This is a genomic window from Ancalomicrobiaceae bacterium S20 (assembly GCA_040269895.1).
GTDB classification, from domain to species: domain Bacteria; phylum Pseudomonadota; class Alphaproteobacteria; order Rhizobiales; family Ancalomicrobiaceae; genus Methyloraptor; species Methyloraptor flagellatus.
Window position 1 is genome coordinate 3,002,077 of record CP158568.1, and the last position, 23,918, is coordinate 3,025,994.

Annotated in this window: 18 protein-coding genes; 10 read left to right on the forward strand and 8 right to left on the reverse strand. The window is 68.8% G+C overall.

Translation table 11 applies throughout. The features are described 5' to 3' along the window. The first annotated feature begins 28 nt into the window (after positions 1 to 28). From ABS361_13705 to ABS361_13745, 9 genes are all read left to right on the forward strand, one after another. Positions 29 to 646, forward strand: a complete 618-nt coding sequence (locus ABS361_13705) for a pyridoxamine 5'-phosphate oxidase family protein (GenBank protein XBY43154.1) — start codon at positions 29 to 31, stop codon at positions 644 to 646. Beyond that, positions 646 to 1,416 carry a sulfite exporter TauE/SafE family protein gene (locus ABS361_13710; GenBank protein ID XBY43155.1) on the forward strand — a complete coding sequence of 257 codons (771 nt, stop codon included), beginning with the start codon at positions 646 to 648 and terminating at the stop codon, positions 1,414 to 1,416. The genes ABS361_13705 and ABS361_13710 overlap by 1 nt, the downstream gene beginning before the upstream one ends. A gap of 190 nt (positions 1,417 to 1,606) precedes the next feature. Further along, on the forward strand, positions 1,607 to 3,031 hold the full coding sequence (gene tldD / locus ABS361_13715; GenBank protein XBY43156.1) for a metalloprotease TldD: 1,425 nt from the start codon (positions 1,607 to 1,609) through the stop codon (positions 3,029 to 3,031). A gap of 171 nt (positions 3,032 to 3,202) precedes the next feature. Next, a complete protein-coding gene (locus ABS361_13720) occupies positions 3,203 to 3,376 on the forward strand; it encodes a hypothetical protein (GenBank protein XBY43157.1) in 174 nt (57 codons plus the stop codon). 273 nt (positions 3,377 to 3,649) lie between these two features. Next, entirely contained in the window at positions 3,650 to 4,957 is a 1,308-nt protein-coding gene (locus ABS361_13725; protein ID XBY43158.1) for an efflux RND transporter periplasmic adaptor subunit, read from the forward strand. A gap of 35 nt (positions 4,958 to 4,992) precedes the next feature. Further along, on the forward strand, positions 4,993 to 8,355 hold the full coding sequence (locus ABS361_13730) for an efflux RND transporter permease subunit (GenBank protein ID XBY43159.1): 3,363 nt from the start codon (positions 4,993 to 4,995) through the stop codon (positions 8,353 to 8,355). 366 nt (positions 8,356 to 8,721) lie between these two features. Continuing rightward, on the forward strand, positions 8,722 to 10,554 hold the full coding sequence (locus tag ABS361_13735; GenBank protein XBY43160.1) for a monovalent cation:proton antiporter-2 (CPA2) family protein: 1,833 nt from the start codon (positions 8,722 to 8,724) through the stop codon (positions 10,552 to 10,554). Between the two features lie 450 nt (positions 10,555 to 11,004). After that, complete coding sequence (locus ABS361_13740; GenBank protein ID XBY43161.1) at positions 11,005 to 12,384, forward strand: MATE family efflux transporter; 1,380 nt, start codon at positions 11,005 to 11,007, stop codon at positions 12,382 to 12,384. A gap of 83 nt (positions 12,385 to 12,467) precedes the next feature. After that, positions 12,468 to 12,692: a DUF2093 domain-containing protein gene (locus ABS361_13745; GenBank protein XBY43162.1), complete on the forward strand. Its 225-nt coding sequence runs from the start codon at positions 12,468 to 12,470 to the stop codon at positions 12,690 to 12,692. On the opposite strand, the gene lpxK is transcribed toward ABS361_13745, so the two are convergent. The 7 genes from lpxK to ABS361_13780 form a co-directional block, all read right to left on the reverse strand. Next, positions 12,668 to 13,711 carry a tetraacyldisaccharide 4'-kinase gene (gene lpxK / locus ABS361_13750; protein ID XBY43163.1) on the reverse strand — a complete coding sequence of 348 codons (1,044 nt, stop codon included), beginning with the start codon at positions 13,709 to 13,711 and terminating at the stop codon, positions 12,668 to 12,670. The genes ABS361_13745 and lpxK overlap by 25 nt on opposite strands. Next, complete coding sequence (locus tag ABS361_13755) at positions 13,708 to 15,084, reverse strand: 3-deoxy-D-manno-octulosonic acid transferase (GenBank protein XBY43164.1); 1,377 nt, start codon at positions 15,082 to 15,084, stop codon at positions 13,708 to 13,710. Before ABS361_13755 ends, lpxK begins: the two co-directional genes overlap by 4 nt. After that, complete coding sequence (locus tag ABS361_13760) at positions 15,077 to 15,826, reverse strand: lysophospholipid acyltransferase family protein (protein XBY43165.1); 750 nt, start codon at positions 15,824 to 15,826, stop codon at positions 15,077 to 15,079. The genes ABS361_13755 and ABS361_13760 overlap by 8 nt, the downstream gene beginning before the upstream one ends. Continuing rightward, entirely contained in the window at positions 15,826 to 17,676 is a 1,851-nt protein-coding gene (locus ABS361_13765) for an ABC transporter transmembrane domain-containing protein (protein ID XBY43166.1), read from the reverse strand. Before ABS361_13765 ends, ABS361_13760 begins: the two co-directional genes overlap by 1 nt. 97 nt (positions 17,677 to 17,773) lie before the next feature. Continuing rightward, positions 17,774 to 18,007, reverse strand: coding sequence for a DUF4170 domain-containing protein (locus ABS361_13770; protein ID XBY43167.1), 234 nt, complete (start codon positions 18,005 to 18,007; stop codon positions 17,774 to 17,776). A gap of 108 nt (positions 18,008 to 18,115) precedes the next feature. Beyond that, positions 18,116 to 19,027 carry a 3'(2'),5'-bisphosphate nucleotidase CysQ gene (locus ABS361_13775; protein ID XBY43168.1) on the reverse strand — a complete coding sequence of 304 codons (912 nt, stop codon included), beginning with the start codon at positions 19,025 to 19,027 and terminating at the stop codon, positions 18,116 to 18,118. Then, positions 19,014 to 20,357 carry a metallopeptidase TldD-related protein gene (locus ABS361_13780; protein ID XBY43169.1) on the reverse strand — a complete coding sequence of 448 codons (1,344 nt, stop codon included), beginning with the start codon at positions 20,355 to 20,357 and terminating at the stop codon, positions 19,014 to 19,016. The genes ABS361_13775 and ABS361_13780 overlap by 14 nt, the downstream gene beginning before the upstream one ends. Before the next feature lie 442 nt (positions 20,358 to 20,799). On the opposite strand from ABS361_13780, the gene ABS361_13785 reads away from it, so the two are divergent. Further along, on the forward strand, positions 20,800 to 21,360 hold the full coding sequence (locus ABS361_13785; GenBank protein XBY43170.1) for a DUF6101 family protein: 561 nt from the start codon (positions 20,800 to 20,802) through the stop codon (positions 21,358 to 21,360). Between the two features lie 311 nt (positions 21,361 to 21,671). Here ABS361_13785 and ABS361_13790 read toward each other — a convergent pair whose 3' ends face one another. After that, on the reverse strand, positions 21,672 to 23,828 hold the full coding sequence (locus tag ABS361_13790) for an EAL domain-containing protein (protein ID XBY43171.1): 2,157 nt from the start codon (positions 23,826 to 23,828) through the stop codon (positions 21,672 to 21,674). Positions 23,829 to 23,918: the final 90 nt, after the last annotated feature.

Genomic DNA, 23,918 nt, shown 5'->3' on the forward strand with positions numbered 1-23,918 from the left:
GCCCGACGAGAGGCACACGAGGGGAAGCATGACCAGGGTGACGGATCTTGAGGCGCTGCGCGCGCTTTACGGCACTGTCCGCGAGCGCTCGCGGCGCAAGCAGCTCGACCGGCTCGATCCCCACGCCAAGCACATCATTTCGCTCGCCCCCTTCGTCGTGATCGCGACCGCAGGCCGGGACGGGCTCGGCGATGCAACCCCGCGCGGCGATGCGCCGGGCTTCGTCACCGTCGAAGACGACCGCACGCTCCTCCTGCCCGACCGGCCGGGCAACAACCGTCTCGACACGCTGCAGAACCTGATCGAGCGGCCCGGCATCGGGCTCCTGTTCCTGATCCCCGGCATGGACGAGACGCTGCGCGTCAACGGCACGGCCGAGATCCTGGCCGACCCGGCGCTCAATGCGCGCTTCGCGGTCGACGGCAAGCTGCCGAAGACGGTGCTGCGGATCACGGTGCGCGAGGTCTACATCCATTGCGCCAAGGCGCTGATGCGCTCGCGGCTCTGGGATCCCGCCGCGCAGATCGACCGATCGATCTTCCCGTCCATGGGCGAAATGATGCGCGACCAGATCGGCGTCGTCGAAGGGGTAAAGACCGAGACGCAGTCCGAGATGGTCGAACGCTACAAGCAGACGCTCTACTGATGGCGCCGCTCCTCGACCCGATCACGATCGCGATCATCCTGGGCGCGGCCGCCGCCGGCTTCGTGCAGGGGCTCTCGGGCTTCGCCTTCGCCATGGTGTCGAGCGCGATCTGGGTATGGGTGCTGCCGCCGCAGCTCTCGTCGCCGCTCGTGGTGTTCGGTTCGCTGGTCGGCCAGATCCTGGCGATCCCGGCGACGCGCAAGGGCTTCAGCGCGCGCCGCGCGGCGCCCCTGGTGGTCGGCGGGCTTCTCGGCGTGCCGATCGGCGTCGCGATCCTGCCGCACGTCGAGCCGGCCTGGTTCAAGGCCGGGCTCGGGCTTCTGCTGGTCGTCTATTGTCCGGCGATGCTGTTCTCGACGCGGCTGCCGCATCTCAAGATCTCCGGACCCGCGGGCGACGGCGCGGTCGGCTTCCTCGGCGGCGTGCTCGGCGGCATCGGCGGCATCACCGGCGTTTTGCCGACGCTCTGGTGCACGCTCAACGGCTGGGACAAGGTCACACAGCGCTCGGTACTGCAGGCCTTCAACCTGACCATGCACGCCACCACACTGACGCTCTATCTCGTCGCCGGCCGGATCACCTGGACGTCGGCATCGATGTTTCCGATCGTGCTGCCGGCCATGCTGGTGCCGACGCTGATCGGGCTCCGGCTCTACGCCCGGATCAGCGAGATGGCGTTCCGCCGCGTGGTGCTCGGGCTCCTGTTCCTGACCGGCATCGCGCTGCTGGTCGCGGCCGCGCCGGTGCTCGTCGGCAAGCTCGGCGGCTGAGAACGCCGCGGGGCGGAACCGGCAGGTTCGTGAACGCACGATCGGGAACTCGAGAACTCGACGGTTGATCGGGGCCGGCGCGGGTGCGAACCTGCGCGACGATCCCCATGTTGAGAGGAGCCGCCTTTCCCGCTCCCTCTCCTCGCGCGGCCGCCGCTCCGGCGCCCTCCGCGCCCATCAGGACGAACCGATGACCTCTCCCGCCGCCGACCTTTTCGCCGCCACCGGCCTCGACCTCGAAACCGCCCGCCGCATCACGGCCGAGGCGACGGCAGGCGCCGACGACGGCGAGCTCTTTCTTGAATATCGCCAGTCCGAAGGGCTCGTGTTCGACAACGGCCGGCTGAAGTCCGGCTCGTTCGACACGACACAGGGTTTTGGCCTGCGCGCGGTCGCCGGCGAGGCGGCCGGCTACGCGCATGCGGGCGAGATCTCGGAAAGCGCGCTGCGGCGCGCCTCGGATGCCGTGCGCGCGGTCACCGCCGGCCATTCTGGCACCTATGCCGCCGCGCCGGCGCGCACCAACGTCAAGCTCTACGGCGAGGAGAACCCGCTCGGCCTGCCGTCGTTCGAGGACAAGGCCAAGCTGCTCGCGGAGATCGACGCCTATGCCCGCCGCGACGAGCGCGTCCGGCAGGTCACGGTGTCGCTCGCCGGCACCTGGCAGGTGGTCGAGATCCTGCGCGCGGACGGCCACCGGGTGCGGGACGTCCGGCCGCTGGTGCGCTTCAACGTCTCGGTGGTCGCCGGCCACGGCGACCGGCAGGAGACCGGCAGCTACGGCATTGGCGGTCGCGAGGGCTTCGAGCGTTTCGTGACGCCGGACATGTGGCGCCACGGCGTCGACGAGGCGATCCGGCAGGCGGCGGTCAATCTCGAAGCGGTGCCCGCCCCGGCCGGCACCTTCGACGTCGTGCTCGGCCCGGGCTGGCCGGGCGTGCTGCTGCACGAGGCGGTCGGCCACGGGCTCGAGGGCGACTTCAATCGCAAGAAGACCTCCGCCTTCGCCGGCCTGCTCGGCCAGCGGGTCGCAGCACCCGGCGTCACCATCGTCGATGACGGCACGATCGCCGCGAAGCGCGGCTCGATCTCGATCGACGACGAGGGCACGCCGTCGAACTGCACGACGCTGATCGAGGACGGCATCCTGGTCGGCTACATGCAGGACCGCCAGAACGCCCGCCTGATGGGCATGAAGCCGACCGGCAACGGGCGGCGCCAGTCCTTCGCGCACATACCGATGCCGCGCATGACCAACACCTACATGCTGGCGGGTCAGAGCGATCCGGGCGAGATCCTCGCCTCGGTCAAGGACGGCATCTACGCCGTGCACTTCGGTGGCGGCCAGGTCGACATCACCTCCGGCAAGTTCGTGTTCGAATGCACCGAGGCCTACCGCGTGCAGAACGGCAAGGTCGGCGCGCCGCTCAAGGGCGCGATGCTGATCGGCAACGGCGCGGATGCGCTGACGCGGGTGAAGATGATCGGCAACGACCTCGAACTCGATCTCGGCGTCGGCACCTGCGGCAAGCAGGGCCAGGGCGTTCCCGTCGGCGTCGGCCAGCCGACGCTCCGGATCGACGCGGTGACGATCGGCGGCACCGAGGCGCGCTGAGCGCGGGCGCGCCGGGCGCGGCGCGCGGATCTCCCGCACGACGCCCCCGCCCACGCGCAGGGTTCCAGGTGGGTGCGCGGCGGCCGGCGTGCGGCGATCAGGCTCGCATCATGGACTGATCATGCCGGCCGCGATCCTGATGATCGCGGCCGCGCCGAAGATCATCAAGTCGTGAGCCCGCTGACGGTCGTGCTCGGCGCGACCGGTTCGAAGCTTCGCACGGGTCGATCTTCTCCGTTTCTCACCGACATTCTTGGCATTTCCGTCGATGTCGGCGTGGCATTCCCGCGCTTCGGAACACCGACTCGCGTGCTTGCGGCTCAGCTCAAGCTAACAATTTGCTGACGATCGACTTACGTAAACGTGATCGCAACGTCATATCGAGGCAATTGTTATTGAACGACAATGGCGTCGTATGGCTTGCCTGCAAGGCGTCATTTCACGAAAATCGCGGTAAGCTCAGGTCGAGGCGCCATGGGTCGCGACCGCGAGGCCATGAGAACGGGTTGTGTCGACACGATGAGAATACTTAAGACGATTATCCTGCTCGTTATCATTGCCTCCGCTCTTCTGTGGGGTTGGCTCGGTCGCGACGTCGTCGTCGACAAGATGGCCGCCGTGCTGCCCGAAAGTGCCGTCCGCCCGGTTCGCGCCGGCATCGAGGCGGTCGGACCGACCGTCGATCCGATCGCGCAGTCCGCCGCCGCCTTCCTGGAGAAGCACCTGCCGGCCGTCGCCGCCTATCTGCCGAGCGCGCCGAAGCCGGCCGGCGACAAGGGCGCCGCGGCGCCGGATGCGAAGGTGCCCGCCGCCAAGACCGCCGCGGCTTCCGCAGGCGCGACGCCGGCCACGGCTCCCGCCGCCACGCCCCGTCGCGAGACGCCGCCAGTTCCGGTCACCACGACCAAGGTCGAGAAGAAGGCGACCCCCGTCGTGCTCGACGTGGTCGGTACCGTGCAGGCGATCGCGTCGATCCCGATCAAGTCGCGCGTCGACAGCCAGATCGACAGCGTGCAGGTCAAGGAAGGCGATCACGTCAAACAGGGCGACGTGCTGTTCACGCTCGACGCCCGCGCGCTGCAGGCGCAGCTCGCCCAGGCGCGCGCCACGCTCGCCCGCGACGAAGCCCAGCTCCAGCAATACAAGAACGATCTCAACCGCGCCGAGACGCTCGCCCGCACCAATGCCGGCTCGCAGCAGACGGCCGAAACGTCGCGCACCCAGGTCGCGACCCAGCAGGCGGTGATCGCCGCCAGCCGCGCGGCGGTCGAGAACCTCGAGGTCCAGCTCACCTACTACACGATCAAGAGCCCGATCGACGGCCGCGTCGGCTCGCTGCCGCTGAAGGCCGGCTCGGCGATCCGTTCAGCCGACTCGGCCCTGCTCGCCACCGTCAACCAGCTCGATCCGGTCTATGTCTCCTTCGCCGCGCCGCAGGCGGTGGTGCCGACGCTGGTCGACGCCATGCGCGAGGGGCCGGTCAAGGTGCGCGTGACGCTCGGCGGCACGCGCGGCAAGACGCTCGACGGCACCGTGACCTTCACCGAGAACACGCTCGACACGACCTCCGGCACGCTGACCGCCAAGGCGACCGTCGGCGGCACCGAGGAGCGGCTGCTGCCGGGCGAATTCGTGCAGGTGCGCGTGATCCTGTCGGTCGAGCCCGATGCGCTCGTCGTGCCGGATCAGGCGGTGCAGATGGGTCAGGCCGGCGCCTTCGTCTACGTGGTCAAGCCGGACCAGACGGTCGAGACGCGGCAGATCCGCGTCGCGCGCACCGTCGATCGCCAGAGCGTCGTATCGAGCGGCCTCACCGGCGGCGAGACGGTCGTGACCGAGGGCCAGCTCCGGCTGTTCCCGGGCGCGAAAATTGCTCCGGCCGCCTCGAACCCGCCGGCGGCCGACACCGCCGCGCCGAAGAGCTGATCCGACCTCAAAGCGAGCAGGAAACGAGCGACCGCATGTCGATTTCCGCGCCATTCATCAAGCGCCCGGTCGCGACCATCCTGGTGATGGTCGCCTTCCTCGCGGCCGGCCTGTTCGGCTACCGGCAGCTTCCCGTCGCCGCCGTGCCGCGCGTCGACTACCCGACCATGTCGGTCAGCGCGAGCCTGCCGGGCGCCAGTCCACAGACGATGGCGAGTTCGGTCGCCTCGGTGCTGGAGCGGCAGTTCTCCGGCATCGCCGGCCTGTCGCAGATGGCGTCGGTGTCGACCTCCGGATCGAGCACCATCACGCTGCAGTTCGATCTCGGCCGCTCGATCGACGGCGCGGCGCTCGACGTGCAGGCGGCGATCGGCGCGGCCCAGCGCCAGCTGCCGCCCGAACTGCCGGCGCCGCCGAGCTTCAGGAAGGTCAATCCGGCCGACCAGCCGATCCTGTTCGTGGCGCTGAAGTCGGACGTGCTCAGGCTCTCCGACGTCGACGACTACGCCGAGAACAACATCGCCCAGCGCCTGTCGACGCTCCCCGGCGTCGCGCAGGTGTCGGTCTATGGCGCGCAGAAATACGCGGTGCGCATCCGGGCCGATCTCGACGCGCTGTCGGCGCGCGGCCTGACCGTCGCCGATCTGCAGAGCGCGATCGTGGCGGCGAATTCCAATTCGCCGGTCGGCTCGCTCAACAGCCAGAACCGCAGCGTCACGCTCGACGCCACCGGGCCGATCCAGAAGGCCGCCGGCTACGCGCCGGTGGTGGTCGCCTATCAGAACGGCGCGCCGGTGCGCATCTCCGACGTCGCCCACGCGATCGACAGCGTCGAGAACGACAAGGTCGCGAGCTGGCTGAACGGCACCCGTGCCATCATCCTGGCGATCCAGCGCCAGCCGGACGCCAACACGGTCGCGGTCGTCGACAGCATCCGCAAGGTCTTGCCGCAGATCACCGCCGACATGCCGCCGGCGATGCAGGTCGAGATCATGAACGACCGTTCGATCTCGATCCGCGACTCGATCAATGACGTGCAGGAGACGCTCGGCATCGCGATCCTGCTCGTGATCGGCGTCATCTACCTGTTCCTGAAGTCGGCGCGCGCCACGATCATTCCGGCCCTGGCGCTGCCGGTGTCGCTGATCGGCACCTTCGGCGGCATGTATCTGTTCGGCTTCTCGATCGACAACATCTCGCTGCTCGCGATGACGCTGGCGGTCGGCTTCGTCGTCGACGACGCGATCGTGATGCTCGAGAACATCATGCGCCACGTCGAGATGGGCAAACGACCGATGCAGGCGGCCTACGAGGGCGCGGCGGAAGTCGGCTTCACCATCATGTCGATGACCATCTCGCTCTGCGCGGTGTTCATTCCGGTCCTGTTCATGGGCGGTGTCGTCGGTCGCATGTTCTTCGAGTTCGGCGTCACGATCACCATGGCGATCATGATCTCCGGCCTCGTCGCGCTGACGCTGACGCCGATGCTCGCCGGCCGCATCATCTCGGAGAAGCATCTGCACGCGCGGCCGAACATCGTGATCCGCGCCTTCGACGTGTTCTTCGCCGGCCTGACCTTCCTCTACAAATGGTCGCTGCGCGGCGTCCTGAAGCTCAAGTGGCTGATGGTGGCCGTGCTGATCGGCACGATCTGGTGGACCGTCAATCTCTACGGCTCGATCCCGAAGGGCTTCTTCCCGCTCGAGGACACCGGCCAGATCACCGCGCTGACGCAAGGGCCCGACGACGTCGCCTTCCCGGCCATGGTCGAGCGGCAGAACAAGGTCGCCGACATCATCCGCCAGGACCCGGACGTGGTGAGCGTCATGTCGACGATCGGCGGCGGCTCGGTCGGCGCCAACCAGTCGACCGGCCGGTTCTACATCACGCTGAAGCCCAAGTCGGAAGGCCGCGCCTCGGCCGACCAGATCATCGCACGGCTGCGCAAGACCACCGCGCAGGTGCCGGGCATCAACACGTTCTTCCAGTCGATCCAGAACATCAATCTCGGCGCGACCTCGTCGCGCGCGCTCTGGCAGTACACGCTGCAGTCCTCGGACTTCGACGAGCTGGTCGCGATCGGTCCGAAGATGGAGAGCGCGATCCGGCAGATCGGCGGCGTCGTCGACGTCAACTCGGATCTGCAGATCCGCGGCCGTCAGGCCATGGTCGACATCGACCGCGACAAGGCCTCCAAGCTCGGCCTGACCGTCGACAAGGTGCGCAGCCAGCTCTACTCGGCCTACGGCAGCCGGCAGGTGTCGACCATCTTCACCGACACCGCCAGCTATCAGGTGATCCTGGAGGCGGCGAACCACTACACGACCGGCCCGGACCAGCTGCGCAAGCTCTCGATCAAGACGCCGTCCGGCCAGATCGTGCCGCTCGACGCGGTCGCGACCGTGACCGAGCGCGCGGCGCCGACGCTGGTCACCCACAAGGGCCAGCTGCCGGCCGTGACGATCTCGTTCAACCTCGCGCCCGGCAACTCGCTGTCGACCGCGGTGGATGCGATCAAGAAGATCGAGCAGGATATGAAGCTGCCGCAGACGGTGATCACCAGCTTCTCCGGCACGGCGCAGTTCTATCAGGATGCGGTCGCCGGTCAGGGACTGCTCGTGTTCGCCGCGGTGCTGGTCATCTACATCGTGCTCGGCATTCTCTACGAGAGCTTCATCCATCCGATCACGATCCTGTCGGGCCTGCCGGCCGCCGGCATCGGCGCGCTCCTGACCCTGCAGGGCTTCTCGATGGACCTGTCGGTCATCGCGATGATCGGCGTGATCATGCTGATCGGCATCGTGAAGAAGAACGCGATCATGATCGTCGACTTCGCGGTCGAGCGCCGGCACGCAGGTCTCGGGGCGCGCGAGGCGGTCGAGGAGGCGTGCCTCCTGCGCTTCCGGCCGATCATGATGACCACCTTCGCCGCGATCCTCGGCACGTTGCCGATCGCGCTCGGCGTCGGCGCCGGTGCCGAACTGCGCCAGCCGCTCGGCGTGGCGGTCGTCGGCGGCCTGATCGTCAGCCAGATCCTGACGCTCTACATGACGCCGGTGGTCTATCTGCTGCTCGACCGCTTCGTGTCCTCGGAGATGGCCGAGGAGGAGGACGATCAGTCGCACGCCCCGGCGCACAGCGACCAGATCGTCGCCGACGCACCGGCGGCCGAGGTGGTGGTCGCGTCCGTCGCGGCACCCTCGCAACAGGAGCCGCGGCCGCCGCTCTCGCACGCACCGGCACGGGCGCTCACCCCGACCGCGCCACAGAGCGCGCCGGCAAACGACATTGCGCCGATCGCCGTCAGCGCGCCCTCGCCCGCACCGGCCCAGGCCAAGAACGACGCGCACGAAGGCGACAAGCCCGCGGAATCTACCATCCGGCAGGCGGCCGAATAGCCTTCGGAGGTTCTGCAATCGAATGATCGCGAGCGCGCGGACGGCACCGTCCGCGCGCTCGGTCTTTTCAGCGCTCCGGGTCGCTTAACGTCGGTCGCGCCCTCCTCCGTGTCATTTCTGCCGAGGCGCTGAAATCTTCGCTGCGTTGCCTTGACCACGCCGCTTTCACATAACATCTGGCGACTGTCGGTGGCCCCGCGCCATCGCGCCGCTTTCCCCGGCCCGCCGGATCCGTCACCATTTCGATGCACCCGTCCCGACGCTTTGCGCATGCCTTTGCGTGAGCGACTGCGGTCCGGTTTTGTTTGGTCGCAGCCCGTTCGCCGGGCTCGCGACGCCCAGCCATGTTTCGAGGGAGCCCGCCCCATGGCCGTCGACGCCGCTTCGCCTGCCGTCGCCTTCCTGCAGCCGCTGATCCTGATCGGAGCGGCGGTGATCATGGTGCCGGTGTTCCGGCGGCTCGGGCTCGGGTCGATCCTCGGCTATCTGGCGGCGGGTATCGCGATCGGGCCTTCGGCGCTCAAGCTGTTCGGCTTCGGCGGCGAGATCATGCATGTCGCCGAGCTCGGCATCGTGATGTTCCTGTTCCTGATCGGGCTCGAGCTGAAGCCGTCGCGGCTGTGGTCGCTGCGCCATGTGATCTTCGGCCTCGGCGGCGCGCAGATCCTGGCGACCGCGGCGCTCGGCACGCTGGTCGGCGTGTTCGGCTTCAACGCGCCCTGGCGCGGCGCGCTGATCGTCGCCTTCGGCATGGCCCTGTCCTCGACCGCGCTCGCCATGCAGACGCTCGAGGAAAAGGGCGAGGTGCGCACCGACTACGGCGAGAAGGCCTTCGGCATCCTGCTCATGCAGGACCTCGCCATCGTGCCGCTGCTCGCGCTCGTCACCCTGCTCTCCCCTGTCGAAAAGCCCGGCGGCGACGGCATCCTGCTCGCGATCGCCGAAATGGTGGTCGCGGTCGGCGGCATCGTCGTGGCCGGCCGCTATCTGCTCAATCCGCTGTTCCGCGTGCTCGCCTCGGCCGGCGCGCGCGAGATCATGACGGCAGCGGCGCTGTTCGTGGTGATCGGCGCGGCGAGCCTCGTCGCGCTGGCCGGGCTGTCGATGGCGACCGGCGCGTTCCTCGCCGGCGTGCTGCTGGCGGAATCGAACTTCCGCCACCAGCTCGAGGCCGACATCGAGCCGTTCCGCGGCCTGCTGATGGGCCTGTTCTTCATGTCGGTCGGCATGACGGTCGATCCCAACGTCATCGTCGACCAATGGGCGCGCGTGCTCGCGGGCGTCATCGCCGTCGTCGGCATCAAGGTCGCCGTGACCTATGCGCTGATGCGCGCCACCCGCAACGACCACGACGACGCGATCCGGGTCGCGCTCCTGCTCGCGCAGGGCGGCGAATTCGGCTTCGTGCTCTACGCCAACGGCGTCGCGGCCGACATCATCAAGGACACCGACGCCTCGCTGCTCGTCGCCGTCGTGACGCTGTCGATGGCGGTGACGCCGCTCCTGGTCGCGCTGGCGCCGCGGCTGATGAAGCGACAGGCCGAAGAGGAGATCCAGGAGGATTTCACCGAGGCGCAGGGCTCCGTGCTGATGATCGGCTTCGGCCGTTTCGGTCAGGTCGTGTCGCAGCTTCTCAACGCCGAGGGCATCGACGTCACCGCGATCGACAACGACCCGGAGATGATCCGCGCCGCAGGCCGGTTCGGCTTCAAGGTCTATTACGGCGACGGCACGCGGCTCGACGTGCTGCGCGCCGCCGGCGCGGAGAACGCCAAGCTGATAGCGATCACCACCGACAAGAGCGACACGACAAACCGCGTCGTCGACCTGATCAAGAGCGAGTTCCCGCTCGCCAAGGTCTACGCGCGCTCGTTCGACCGCCGGCACACGCTGGAATTGCTCGGCCGCAACGTCGACTACCAGATCCGCGAGACCTACGAATCCGCCATCGCCTTCGGCCGCGCCTCGCTCGAGGAGCTCGGCCTGTCGCCGGAGCGTACCGCGGAGATCGAGGACGACGTCCGGCGCCGCGACATGACCCGGCTCACGCTGCAGCAGGCCGAGGGCATCATGGCCGGCACGCCGATCCTGCAGCGGCCGACGCCGAAGGCGCCGACGCCGGAGCCGCTCACCCAGCCGAAGCGCTCGCCCAAGGCGCTCAACCGCGAGAGCGAGGACCTGACCAAGGTCGTCGACTGAGCCATGCCGTGACCGAGACCCCGCGTTGTGGAGAACGGCGCGGCGGGGTTATCGCAGACGTTTTCTGTTGCCGGAGGGCAACAATGTCAGCTCCGGCACAGGTTTTCTGCGCCCTGCGAGCTCCCGAGGCCGGAGAATGGCGGAAACGCGGCCGCATCGTGATAGAGTCTGATTCGTCTAGCCTTTTGGGGGATTACGACATGAAGATCGTTCGCATTGCTCTCGTCGCCGTCGTCGCCGCCGCCGGTCTCTCGGTCGCTGGTTGCGCGAAGGCCCCGGCTCCGGCGCCGGCGGTCGTGAAGGGCTGATTGGATCAGACCTTCTACCGACCGAAAGTCGGGTGTATTTGAGTTCGAACGGCATCGACGCCTCGTCGATGCCGTTTCGCTTTTCAGGCCGGCCCGCCGCGAGGCGTGCGCCGGCCGATCGATGCCCCCCGGAGCGGATCCCATGTCGACGCCGACGAAAAACGGCCCCGCCGGCCTCGCGCCGCTGACGACGGGCTCGGTCATGCGCCATGTCATCGTCATGTCGGCGACCGGCTGGATCGGGCTCGTCGCGATTTTCGTGGTCGATTTCCTGAACCTGTTCTACATCGCCCAGCTCGGGCAGCAGGAACTGGCGGCCGCGATCGGCTATTCCGGCGCGATTCTGTTCTTCCTGCTGTCCTTCGCGATCGGCATCACCATCGCCGGGACCGCCCTGGTCGCGCGTGCGCTCGGCGCCGGCAGGCCCGACGACGCGTGCCGGCTGGCGGCCTCGAGCCTCGTCTACATGGGCGGCTTCATCGGCGTGATCACGCTCTTGCTGTGGCCGTTGCTCGGTGAGGCGCTGACGCTGCTCGGCGCGACCGGCATCACCCACGGCATCGCGATGGACTTCCTGCGCATCGTGCTGCCGGCGATGCCGCTGCTCGCGGTCGGCATGGCGCTGTCGGGCGTGCTGCGCGCGGCCGGCGACGCCCGCCGCGCCATGCACGTGACGCTCGCCGGCGGGCTCACCACGGCGGTGCTCGATCCGCTGTTCATCTTCGGCTTCGGTCTCGGCATCACCGGCGCGGCGATCGCGACGATCCTGTCGCGGGTGGTGCTGTTCTGGGTCGGCTGGCACGGCGCGGTCACGGTCCACAAGCTGGTCGCCCGGCCGCGGCTAGCGGATCTCATCACCGACGCCAGGCCGCTGTCGGCGATCGCGGTCCCGGCGATCCTGACCAATGTGGCGACGCCGGTCGCCAATGCGGTCGTGACCGCGGCGATCGCGCGCTTCGGCGACAGCGCGGTCGCCGGCTATGCGGTGATCGACCGGCTGATCCCGCTCGCCTTCGGCGGCCTCTTCGCGCTCTCCGGCGCGGTCGGGCCGATCCTCGGCCAGAACCTCGGCGCCCGGCTCTACGACCGGGTCCGCCGCACGCTGACCGACTGCCTGATCGTCACGACGATCTATACGATCGCGGTCTGGGCCGGGCTGTTCCTGCTCGCCGACCATGTCGCGGCCGTGTTCGGCGTCACCGGTGAAGGCGCGGAACTGGTCCGGTTCTTCTGCCGGATCTCGGCTGGCAGCTTCATCTTCGTCGGTGCGCTGTTCGTCGCCAACGCCTCGTTCAACAATCTCGGCTTCCCGATGATGTCGACGGTGTTCAACTGGGGCCGTGCGACGATCGGCACCATGCCGTTCGTCTGGATCGGGGCGGCGCATGCCGGCGCGATCGGTGCAGCGGGCGGCTTCGCGCTCGGCTCGGTCGTCTTCGGCGCGCTGGCCGTGGTCTACGCCTATCGGGTGGTCGGCCGGATCGGCGCTCCCGCCGCGACGACGTCGCAGCGCGGCGGCTGATCGGCGCGGGGGCAACCCGGATCTGGCGCAAGCGGCCGCCGGGGTCTACATTGGCCGGATAACACGGGAACACCTGACATCTCATGATGAACCGCTACGAAAACCCGCGCTCCGGTGGCGAGGCGCGCATCCGCTATCTCGACGGCGACTATCAGATCCTCTCGCCGGGCGCCTTCGTGCGCTGCGCCGTCACCGGTCTGCCGATCGCGGTCGACGAGCTCAAATACTGGAGCGTCGAGCGCCAGGAGGCCTATATCGACGCCGCCTCGTCGCTGAAGCGCCATCAGGAAGCGCTGCGCGGGTTCTGATCCGGGCTTTTTTCGGCAAGCGCGGCGAGCCGCGACCTTATCGGCGCCTCATCGGCAAATACGAGATCGACGGCGAAAACCGCGCTCGCCGCCTTCAGGCGCGCGAGCGGGCCATCGGCGGCATGCGCGAGCCGCGCGGCGTCCTTCTCGGTCGTGACGATCGCCAAGCCTTCACGCTCGGCCAGGGCGAGGATCGAGGCGGCTTCGGCGTCGCGCATGGCCATGTGATCGGCATAGGCGCGGAAGTGCACCACCTCGGCGCCGGCGCGGGCGAGCGAGGCGGCGAATTTCTCCGGTCGGCCGATGCCGGCGAAGGCCAGCACGCGCCGCCCGGCGACCTGTTCCGGCGCGCGCGGCTCGAGGCGCGCCGAGACGACGGAGAGGCCCCGATCGCTCGCCATGCGGCGCAGCGCGGCGGACCGGTCGGTCTCGCCGTCGCCGCCGTCGAGATCGACGATCAGGCCGGCGCGGTCGAGCTGGACAGCGAGCGGTGCCCGGAGCGGACCGGCGGGCAGCGTCAGGCCGTTGCCGATCCCGTAGGCACGATCGACCACCAGCACGGCGAGATCGGTGCCGATGCGATTGCTCTGGAACCCATCGTCGAGCAGCGCGAGGTCCGTGCCGGCCGCGACCGCGGCCGCGACGCCGGCGGGGCGGTCCTTGGCGACGAAGACCGGCGCATCGCGGGCAAGCAGCAGCGGCTCGTCGCCGACCTCGTGAGCGCCGTGCAACGCCGGGTCGACCTCGACCGGACCGGCGAGCCGGCCGCCGTAGCCGCGCGAAACGACGGCCGGGCGGGCGCCGAGCTCTTTCGCGATCCGGACCAGCGCGCGCACGGTCGGCGTCTTGCCGGCGCCGCCGGCGGTCAGGTTGCCGACCACGACGGTCGGCACCGGAGCCCGAAAGTCCGGCACCCGCCGCAGCCGCGCGGCGGCGACCGCGCCATAGAGCGCGGCGACCGGCCGGAGCCATGCCGCCCATCCCCCGCGCTCGGTCCAGAATGCGGGGGCGCGGCTCATGGTCCGGCTCCCGGCCCTGCGCCTGACCTTGCGCCTGACCTTGCTCCGGGCAGAATGCCGGGCTGGGCGACCACCGATGCCGCATCGGCGGCCAAGGCGCGCACGATCAGCGGATCGAGACTGGCGAGGGTCCGATCCAGCACACCGGCCGAGCGTTCGACCACCGCATGGGCGCGGTTGGCGATCGCCGCCGCCTCGACCGGATCGGCGAGCAGGCGTCCGATCGCCTCGGCGAGTTCGGCCGGGTCCTGCACCATCACGGAGGCGTCGGCTTCGCGCAGCCCGTCGTAGATCTCGGTCGCGTTGCCGACGTTCGGACCGTGCACGATGGCGACGCCGACGAGGCCGGGCTCGATCGGATTATGACCGCCGATCGGTGCCAGCGAACCGCCGAGGAAGGTGACGGCCGCGAGCCGGAACACCAGGCCCATCTCGCCGATCGTGTCGCAGAGATAGACGTCGGTCTCCGGCCCGGGCGTCTCGCCGGCCGAACGCAGCGCGACGCGCAGGCCGCGGGCGCGGAATTCGGTCAGGATCTCGTCGCGCCGGCCGGGATGGCGCGGCGCGACGATGGTCAGTAGACCGGGGAACCGCTCGGCGAGCCGCAAGTGCGCGTCCGCCGCCGCCGCCTCCTCGCGGGCATGGGTGCTCGCGGCGACCCAGCGCGGGCGGTCGCCGATCTGGGCTGCGAGCGTGTCCAGTTCGGCGCGGTCGACCGACAGCAGCCGGCCGTCGAACTTCAGATTGCCGGCGGTGAACACCGGCCGGGCGCCGAGGCCGCGCAGGCGCTCGGCGTCGGCCTCCGATTGGGCCAGCACCAGCGCGAGCCGGCCGAAGATCGATCGCGCGAACGACGGCAGGTGGCCCCAGCGCCGGGCCGAGCGCTCCGACATGCGCGCGTTGACCAGCACCTGCGGGATGCCGCGCTCGCAGAGTTCGAGCACGGTGACCGGCCAGATCTCCGACTCGACGAAAACCGCCAGCGACGGCCGCCAATGGTCGAGGAAGCGCGAGACGTAAGGCGCGAGATCGACCGGCACATACTGATGGATCGCGCGGTTCGGCAGGCGTGCGGCGGCAATCTCGGCCGAGGCGACCGTGCCGGAGGTCATGACCACGACGAAGCCGCGCGCGATCAGCCGCTCGACCAGCGTGATCACCGACATGGTCTCGCCGACGCTCGCCGCGTGGACCCAGGCGATCGGCTCGTCAGGACGCGCGAGCGGCGAACGGCCGAGCCGCTCGGAGCCGCGGCGGGCATCCTCCTTGCCGCGCCTGAGACGCGCGCCGAGGACCAGCCGGGCGGCGGGGGCGAGCACGAACCCGAGGCGGCGCCAAAGGCGCAGGGCGGCTTCCGCCGTGCGATCACCCATCGCGGCGCTCCGCGATGGCATAGGCACGCGCCGTAACCCGATTGAGCCCATCCTCGACCGCCTTGCGCGCCGCCTCGGTGGCGGCGGAATCGGCATCGGCCGGGACCGAGATCGGATCGCCGAACACGATCGCGACCCGGCCGAACGGCAGGTTGACGACCGACTTGTCCCAGGTGCTCTCCAGCCGGATATAGCGACCGGTCGCGATGGCGACCGGCACGATCGGACGGCCGGACTTCTTGGCGATCAGCATGATGCCGTCGCTGGCGACGCGCGGACGGCCCTTCGGCACGTCGGCAGTCAGGGCGACGAAGCGGCCTTCCTGCACCGCGGAGATCGCGGCGAGCGCGCCCTTGATGCCGCCGCGCCGGAGCGTGTTGCCATTATCGTGGCGATCGGCCCGCGCGGTGTCCTCGCGCGCGCCCTTGGAGCCCCCCGAAGCGCGGATCGCCGAGATGCCGAGCTTCTCGGCCAGCACCGCAGCGAAATCGCCGTCGCCGGAACGCGAGATCATGGCGGTGACGTCCATGTTCTCGCGGTTCACGAAGGGCATCATGAAATGCTCGCCGTGCCACATGGCGATCACCACGCCGGGGCCGAGACGACGCAGCCGGTCGTAGGCGTCGGCGGGCTCGACGATCTTCGGCCCGGTCGCGTGGACGAGCCGGTAGTAGCCGGCGGCGATCTCGGCCAGGAAGCGGCGGAAGCCGCGCGAGCGCGTGATGCGCTTCAGGAGCCCCATCAGACGCCCTCCGCCGTGGCTGCAGCGCCCGCGCCGGCATCGCCATCGTCGAACTGGCTGGCGTAGAGCCGCGCGTAGACGCCGCCCCGGTCGACCAGATCCTGATGCCGGCCGATTTCGACGATGCGGCCGGCGTCGAGCACGACGATGAGGTCGGCCTTCTTCACGGTCGACAGCCGATGCGCGATCACGATCACCGTGCGGCCGACGAGCGAGGTGTCGAGCGCCTCCTGGATCTTGGCCTCGCTCTCGGCGTCGAGGGCGCTGGTCGGCTCGTCGAGCAGCAGGATCGGCGCGCCGCGCAGCATGGCACGGGCGAAGGCGATGCGCTGCTTCTGGCCGCCGGAGAGGAGCCCGCCGCCCTCGCCGACCTGCGTCTGATAGCCGTTGGGCAGGGCCATGATGAAGTCATGCGCCGCAGCCGCCTTGGCCGCCGCGATCACCGCCGCCTCGGACGCGTCCTCGGACCCGTAGCGGATATTGCCGATGACCGTGTCGTCGAACAGCACCGGATCCTGGGTCAGCAGCGCCGAGGCACGGCGCGTCGAGGCGATCGTCGCCTCGCGGATGTCCTGGCCGTCGATCAGCACGCGGCCGGCATCCGGATCGAAGAAGCGCAGGATCAGGTTCATCACCGTCGACTTGCCCGAGCCCGAAGGTCCGACCAGCGCGACGCGCGATCCCGCGGGGATGTCGAGCGAGAAGTCGTCCAGCACCGGCTTGCCGGGCTCGTAGGCGAAGCTCACGGCTTCGAAGCGGATCGCGCCGAGGCCGGGCTTCAGCGGCACGGCACCGGGCAGCTCGGTGATCTTCTGCTCGTGATCGAGCACGGCGAAGACGCGCGCGGCGGCGGTCGCGCCTTCGATCAATTGATTATGCAGGCTCGCGAGCGCCTTGACCGGCTGGTAGAGCAGCATCGCGGCGGTCATGAAACCCATGAAGCTGCCGAGTGTCAGCGATCCGTGGATGCCCTGCCAGCCGCCGTAGAAGATCGCGGCGGCGATGGCGATGCCGCCGAGGCCTTCGGTGATCGGACCGGTCGCCGCGCGGTTCTTCACCGTGGTCATCATATGGGCGAGCGTCGCCTCGATCTCGCGCCGGGCCCGCGCTGCCTCCTCGGCCTCGCGATTGTAGGACTTCACCACGCGGATCGCCTGCAGCGTCTCGGCCATCATGGCGCCGAGACGGCCGACGCCTTTCAGCGTGTCGTCGACCGCGCGATGCGCCTTGCGCTTCTGCTTGCGGAGCGCGACCGTGCCGACCGGCAGCGCGGCGGTCACGATGGTCGCCAGGATCGGGTCCATCCAGAACATGGCGACGACCAGGCCGATCACCTGAAGGCCGTTCTGGACCATGCCGGTCAGCGACTGGGTGGCGGCGAGGTTCACCACGCTCACGTCGTTCTGCACGATGGAGACGAAACGGCCGGAATGGGCCGATTGCAGGAAGCCGATATCGGCGAAGGCGAGGCGCTCGTAGAGTTCGCCGCGCAGGTCGGCGACGACGCGGTTCGACAGATAGCCCTGCGCGATGCGGGCGAAGTACTCCGCGACCGAGCGGAGGCCCATCACCACGACGATCAGCGGCGGCAGCAGCCAGAGCAGTTGCTCGTCCTTGCCGTTGAAGATCCGGTCGGCGGCGGCCTGCATCAGGAACGGCAGGGCGCCCGTGGTGCCGGCCACGACGGCCATCGCGACGACGGCGCCGGCGATCAACCGCCAGCGCGGCGCGACATAGCCGCGGATCAACCGCCGCATGATCGCGCCCACGGCCGGTTCGGCCGGCGCAAAGGCGCCGGTATCGCGCCCGCGCGCCCCGCGCGAGCGGTCGTCTGAGATGGAATCGGTCATGCAGTCCTGTGGTCCCGGCCCCGGCGTCGGCGCGTTTTAGCGCCGAACGCCGCGGACGTCACCACATCCGCGACCATTCTGGAGAAGTTCCAACCACTCAGCTCTTCGACGGGTGATCCGGATCGAGCAGCCGATGCAAGTGGACGATGAAATAGCGCATGTGCGCGTTGTCGACCGTCGCCTGCGCCTTGCCCTTCCAGGCGGCATGGGCGCTCGCATAGTTCGGATAGATGCCGACGAGGTCGAGCTTGTCGAGGTCGCGGAACTCGACGCCGTGCAGGTCGACGAGTTCACCGCCGAAGACGAGGTGCAGAAGCTGCTTGTCGGTCATGGATATCCGGCTCTTGCGTTCGATGCGGGTCGGGGGCGCGACACGATTATGGCAGCAGACCGTCAAGGTCCAGCCACGACCGTGCGCAGATCATGAAGCGGCGGGCGTTCATTCACGAAACGGACCAACCGGGCGTTTTGCGAACGAGCGGATCAGCTCGCCGTCAGGGTGTGATCGGTCTCGGCGACGCGCGCCAGAAGCTCGGTCGCGGTGTCGACCAGGCCCGGCACGGCGGCGACCAGCGGCGGATGCCGCGGCACCACGGCGTTGTAGCGCACCGGCTGGCCCTCGAAGCGTGGTCAGCGTGCCGCCCGCCTCGTGCACCAGCAGGTCGGCGGCGGCGAGATCCCAGTCGTTGGCGAAGCTCGAGCCGAAGGCGACATCGAGTCGGCCATCGGCGACATAGGCGAGCCTCAGCGCCAGCGACGGCACGAAGGGCCGCGGCTCCAGGCCATGGCGATGCATCTCGGGATGTTTCAGGTAGCGGCGCGGGCCGGTGACGCGGGCGCCGTCGAGGCTTTCGCGCGCGGTGGCCTCCAGGCCGACGTTGCCGCGGCGGGCGCCGAGGCCGAGCGCGGACACCCACAGGTCGTCGGTCACGGGCTGATAGAGCGCCGCCGCGATCGGCCGGCCGTCCTCGACGACCGCGGCCGAGACGGCCCATTCCTTGTCGCCGGCGATGAAGGCGCGGGTGCCGTCGATCGGATCGACGACGAAGACGCGCCGGCGCTGCAGGCGATCCGGCGTGTCGGCGCTCTCCTCCGAGAGCCAGCCGTAATCGGGACGCGCGGCCATCAGATGCTCGCGCAGGAAATTGTCGGCCGCGATGTCGGCCTCGGAGACCGGCGAGTTGCCTTCCTTGGTCCAGACTTCCGGATCGCGGCCGAAATAGGCGAGCGCCAGCCGGCCGGCCGCGCGTGCGGCCTCGGCGAGCAGGCGGGCATCCTCCGCCGGCTCGGGCAGCAGCGCCTCGGGCAGCAGCGTCTCCGCGCGTTTTCCGGAAAGATCAGCGTCCGGCAAGCGTCATCCCCTCGATCATGACGGTCGGCGCGTTGATCCCGAAGCGGTATTCGAGATCGTCGGCGGGCACGAGCCGTCGATACATGTCCTTCAAATTGCCGGCGACCGTGATTTCGCTGACCGCGTGGGTCAATTCGCCGTTCTCGATCCAGAAGCCGGACGCGCCGCGGCTGTAATCGCCCGTGACGCCGTTCACACCCGAGCCGATCATGTCGGTGACATAAAGTCCGCTGCGAATGGAACGGATCATATCATCGCGCGAAACGCGGCCCGCGCGAAGCGTCACGTTGGTCGATCCGGGGTGGGGCGACCCCGTGCCGCGGCTGGCGCGGCCGTTGGTGGTGAGGTCGAGCTCGCGCGCGGTGGCGCTGTCGAGCAGCCAGGAGGTCAGCACGCCGTCGGAGACGAGCTCGATCGGGTCGCCGACAATGCCCTCGCCGTCGAACGGGCGCGAGCCGAGGCCGCGCGGGCGGAACGGATCGTCGACGATCGAAACACCCGGCGCGAACACCGGCTTGCCGAGGTCGTGGCGCAGGAAGGAAGTCTTGCGCGCGATCGAGGATCCATTGACCGCCGACAGGAGATGGCCGACGAGGCTCGTGGCCGCGCGCGGTTCCCAGACGACCGGGACGGTCGTGGTCGGCATCTGGCGCGGCGCCAGACGCGCGACCGCACGGTGGCCGGCGTTGCGGCCGATCGTCTCCGGATCGAGAAGGTCGGCGCCGTAGATCTTCGACGAGGCCTCCCAATCACGCTGCATGCCGGTGCCCTCGCCGGCGACGGCCGTCGTCGACAGCGAATGACGCGAGCCGAGATAAGCGCCGCGGAAGCCGTGGGACGTGACCAGCACGAGCCCACCGAGCGACCAGGACGCCGAGGCGCCGCCGGAATTGGTGACGCCGGGCACCGCGCGCGCGGCATCTTCGGCCGCCAGCGCCCGCGCGGTCAGCGTCGCCGCATCGGGGGTCGAGGGATCGAGCAGGTCGAGATCCGGGAAGGCGGTCGCCAGCAGGCGCTCGTCGGCGAGGCCGGCGTAACGGTCCTCGGGCGAGACCCGCGCCATGGCGACGGCGCGCTGCGCCAGCGCATCGGGATCGGAGAAGGCATTGGCGGAGACCGTCGCATGGCGGCGGCCGACGAAGACGCGCAGGCCGAAGTCGTCGCCCTCCGAGCGCTCGCTCTCCTCGACCTTGCCGAGGCGCACCGTCACCGACAGCGCGATGCCGCGCACCGCCACGGCATCCGCCGCATCGGCGCCCGCGCGCTTCGCCGCCTCGACGAGACGCTGGGCGTTGGCTTCGAGCGCGGACTGGTCGAGGACGTCTGACATGGAAGGGCCTTTTTCAAACAACGGGCGGCCGCGGCGCGGCGCTGGAGGTGATCGCCGGATCGCTGCGCCACGCCGGGCGGCGACAATCCCGGCTGGGATCTCGTCGTAGCACGTCACTGGTTTCCCGCCGATTTATGCCGGGAACCCGCCTGAACAAGGGCGGCGGTCGCGCTGACTGGGAGGCATGCGCGCAGCGTCGGAATTTTAGCGTCGTCGCATTCGATGAGAATCTCTCAAGAATTACGAAAGAATTCCTTACGTCGAGGGTCACTACTCGCTAACCCTCCGCCAATCATCAAAAATTTAACCAGCCTTTTTAAGCCGGACCGAAGATCGATTTGGCAATCTGCCTTCAATTCGCGAGGTCTTCCACGAACACAACAGGACCCGCAGGAGGCTTACCTTGTGGTGTCAAACAGCACTTACCGCGGCGAATGATCCGATGACTCGGATCGAGCCGAGCGTGTCTGTCCGGCTCGACCCGTTCAAGTTGCCGCACCGGTTCCGCTATCACACCGGTCTCGACGGCGAAGCCGGCGAGGCGTCGGTCGTGATCGAGCGCGAGACGGTCAGCGTCTGCCGGCGGCTGCCCTCGGGCGTGCCGGCCGCGCTGCGTCTGCCGATGGCGGCTTTCGAGGGCGTCGCGGTGCGCAACACCGTGCATCTGGCGAGCGACACGCCGCTGATGGTGATCGAGCTCCTGCATCAGGATCCGCAACTGTCGATCCCGCTCGCCGTGCTCGACGACGACATCGACGTGGTCGCGGACTGGAAGGCCTGGAGCCGCGTGCTCGGCCTGCCGATGATCCATGTCGGCGGCGATGGCGCCGTGCGGCCGATCGAGGAGCGGCTCGGGCGCCTGCCCGTCCGCCCGACCAAGCCGCGCCGGCGTCGCTCGGTGCTGGCGGGCCGCCGGCCGCGCTTTCTGGTCCGGCGTCAGCCCGGCTCGGCGGATCGGATCGTGATGGTCGCGGTCGAACGCGAAATCTGCGGCTGGGAGTGACCGGCGCGCGTCGCGACCTCGAAAAGCCCTTTTCCGGAGAGCCGTGCGACCAGCGCGGCTCTCCGCATTTTTGCATAGGTCGCGACGCGGGGGCCGGCTGGCGTCAGGCCAAAAAAAAGGCCGCCTATCGGCGGCCCAAGTCTAGGGAGGAAACGCCCAAGGAGGGCAGCAACGAAGCGCGGAGCGCCTCGTCACGAAACCTATGTAGCCTATTCAAAGAGATACCGCAATGCGGCAAACACGCCGTGAGCGCCGACCAGCTATGACGAATAGGACAAGCTAGCACCGCATTCGGTACGGGAGCGGTCAGATCAGCCCGCCAATGCCGTCGGGTACCTGGTGGTGAGCGATGCAATTATGTCATCGATCGGCGCCGGACGGGCATAGAGATAGCCCTGCCCGGCCGTGCATCCCATGGCGGTCAACATCACGGCCTGATCGGAGGTCTCGACGCCTTCGGCCGTGGTCTCGATGCCGAGATCGTGGCCGAGACCGACCACCGCGCGGACGATCGCGGCGGAGTCGGTGCTGTCGACGAGATCCGCCACGAAGGACCGGTCGATCTTGATCTTGTCGATCGGGAAGCTGCGCAGATAGCTCAGCGACGAGTAGCCGGTCCCGAAATCGTCGAGCGAGATGCGGATGCCGAGATCGCGGAGCTGGCCGAGCGCGGCGAGGATCGAGCCATCCTGGTTGAGCAGCGCCGTCTCGGTGATCTCGAATTCGAGGCGTTCCGGCGACAGGCCCGAATCGCCGAGCGCATGGATCACGCCGAGCGTGAAGCCGGGGCGTTTCAGCTGGATCGGCGACAGGTTGATCGCGACCGTCATGTGCCGGGGCAGCTTGCGCGCCGCGGTCACCGCCTCCTGGATCACCCAGTCGCCGATCGGATCGATCAGGCCGCATTCCTCGGCGACCGGAATGAACTCCGCCGGCGAGATCAGGCCACGACGCGGATGGAACCAGCGGATCAACGCCTCGACGCCGCGGACGCCACCGGTCGCGAGATCGACGAAGGGCTGGTAATGCAACGCGAATTCGCCCCGGCTCAACGCGCGCCGCAGATCCTCCTCGAGCAGACGCCGCGAGCGGCTCTGCTCGGCCATCGCGTCGACGAAGAAGCGATAGGTGCCGCGGCCGCTCCGCTTGGCCGCGTAGAGCGCCAGATCGGCTTTCTTGAGGAGCTCGTCCATGTCGCGGCCGTCGAGCGGCGCGCGCGCGATGCCGATCGAGGCGCGCAGCTGCACGGTATGGCCGTCGATGTCGAGCGGCCCGGACAGTTGCCTCAGGAGTTTCTGCGCAAGCCCGGTCACATCGCCCGGCCGCGAGATGTTCTTCTGCAGGACGGCGAACTCGTCGCCGCCGAGACGCCCGACGGTCGCATGTTCGTCGACGGTGGCCCGCAGCCGATCCGCCACGATCTCGAGCAGGCAGTCGCCGATCGGATGACCGAGTGTGTCGTTGACGCCCTTGAAGTCGTCGAGGTCGATGCAGTGGATCGCGAGCGCTCCGTCATCGGTGAGATCGGCGAGCGCCTGAGCCATCTCGTGGCGAAACGACGTGCGATTGGGCAGACCGGTCAGCGGATCGAGATAGGCGAGCCGCCGGATCCGCGCCTGCTGATCGTCGCTGTCGATCGCGATGGCGGCGAGATGGCACGAGGCGGCGACGATCTGCCGTTCCATGTCGGACGGACCGCGCGGCGACGCGTAGTAGAATGCGAAAGTGCCGACGACCTTGTCGTCATGCGCCATGATCGGTGTCGACCAGCAGGCCCTCAAGTCGCATTGAAGCGCGAAGTCACGATAGTCGTCCCAGAGCGGATCGTGCGCGATGTCGATCACCTCGACCGGGCGGCCGTACCAGGCGGCGGTGCCGCAGGAACCGACCGTGGGTCCGATCCGGAGACCGTCGACGGCGTGGGTATAGGCCGTCGGTAGGCTCGGCGAGGCGATGTTGAACAGACGGCCGCCATCGAGCCGCAGCATCGAGCAGCGCACGCCGGTCACCAGTTGTTCGACGCCCAGGCACAGACGCTCCGCGACCTCGCGGAGACGTTCGCCGCGGGCGACGCGTTCCAGAATCTCAGCCTGCAAGGCGCTCATCGCGGTCGGCGCCGAGCCGGATCCGATCTCGACCAGTTCGACGGCTGCGAGCATCTGCGTGTCGTAGACGATCCGCCGCACGTCGACCAGGACCGGCTCGGTCTCTCCGATCACGTTCAACGCGCGAACCGACTGCCGGACCCGACCGACATCGCCGAGACGGGTCCACAGCGCCGTCCAGGCACAGGGTTGGAAACCCAGGCGCTGGGCATCGACCGCGACCACAGCCTCAGCGGAGGTGGAAAACCCCAGCCGCCGGGCGAAAGCCGCGCTGCATCCCAGCAAAGCGCCATTCTCGTCGAACCAGCCGAACATCAGGTTCGCCTGTTCGAAGGTCGCCGAGATGAATTTCTCTAGCAGCACGTGCTATTCCCCAAAAATCCGGGGGTAACACTAGCACCCGTGACTTAGCGATCGATTAAATGGGCCGCGAATTCCAATCGCCGAATGGGA

Excerpts from the sequence above, each read along its gene's own strand:
- ABS361_13705 (XBY43154.1), top strand. The coding sequence starts at position 29 with ATGACCAGGGTGACGGATCTTGAGGCGCTGCGCGCGCTTTACGGCACT.
- ABS361_13710 (XBY43155.1), top strand. The coding sequence starts at position 646 with ATGGCGCCGCTCCTCGACCCGATCACGATCGCGATCATCCTGGGCGCG.
- tldD (XBY43156.1), top strand. The coding sequence starts at position 1,607 with ATGACCTCTCCCGCCGCCGACCTTTTCGCCGCCACCGGCCTCGACCTC.
- ABS361_13730 (XBY43159.1), top strand. The coding sequence starts at position 4,993 with ATGTCGATTTCCGCGCCATTCATCAAGCGCCCGGTCGCGACCATCCTG.
- ABS361_13735 (XBY43160.1), top strand. The coding sequence starts at position 8,722 with ATGGCCGTCGACGCCGCTTCGCCTGCCGTCGCCTTCCTGCAGCCGCTG.
- ABS361_13740 (XBY43161.1), top strand. The coding sequence starts at position 11,005 with ATGTCGACGCCGACGAAAAACGGCCCCGCCGGCCTCGCGCCGCTGACG.
- ABS361_13745 (XBY43162.1), top strand. The coding sequence starts at position 12,468 with ATGATGAACCGCTACGAAAACCCGCGCTCCGGTGGCGAGGCGCGCATC.
- lpxK (XBY43163.1), bottom strand. The coding sequence starts at position 13,711 with ATGAGCCGCGCCCCCGCATTCTGGACCGAGCGCGGGGGATGGGCGGCA.
- ABS361_13755 (XBY43164.1), bottom strand. The coding sequence starts at position 15,084 with ATGGGTGATCGCACGGCGGAAGCCGCCCTGCGCCTTTGGCGCCGCCTC.
- ABS361_13760 (XBY43165.1), bottom strand. The coding sequence starts at position 15,826 with ATGGGGCTCCTGAAGCGCATCACGCGCTCGCGCGGCTTCCGCCGCTTC.
- ABS361_13765 (XBY43166.1), bottom strand. The coding sequence starts at position 17,676 with ATGACCGATTCCATCTCAGACGACCGCTCGCGCGGGGCGCGCGGGCGC.
- ABS361_13770 (XBY43167.1), bottom strand. The coding sequence starts at position 18,007 with ATGACCGACAAGCAGCTTCTGCACCTCGTCTTCGGCGGTGAACTCGTC.
- ABS361_13780 (XBY43169.1), bottom strand. The coding sequence starts at position 20,357 with ATGTCAGACGTCCTCGACCAGTCCGCGCTCGAAGCCAACGCCCAGCGT.
- ABS361_13785 (XBY43170.1), top strand. The coding sequence starts at position 20,800 with ATGACTCGGATCGAGCCGAGCGTGTCTGTCCGGCTCGACCCGTTCAAG.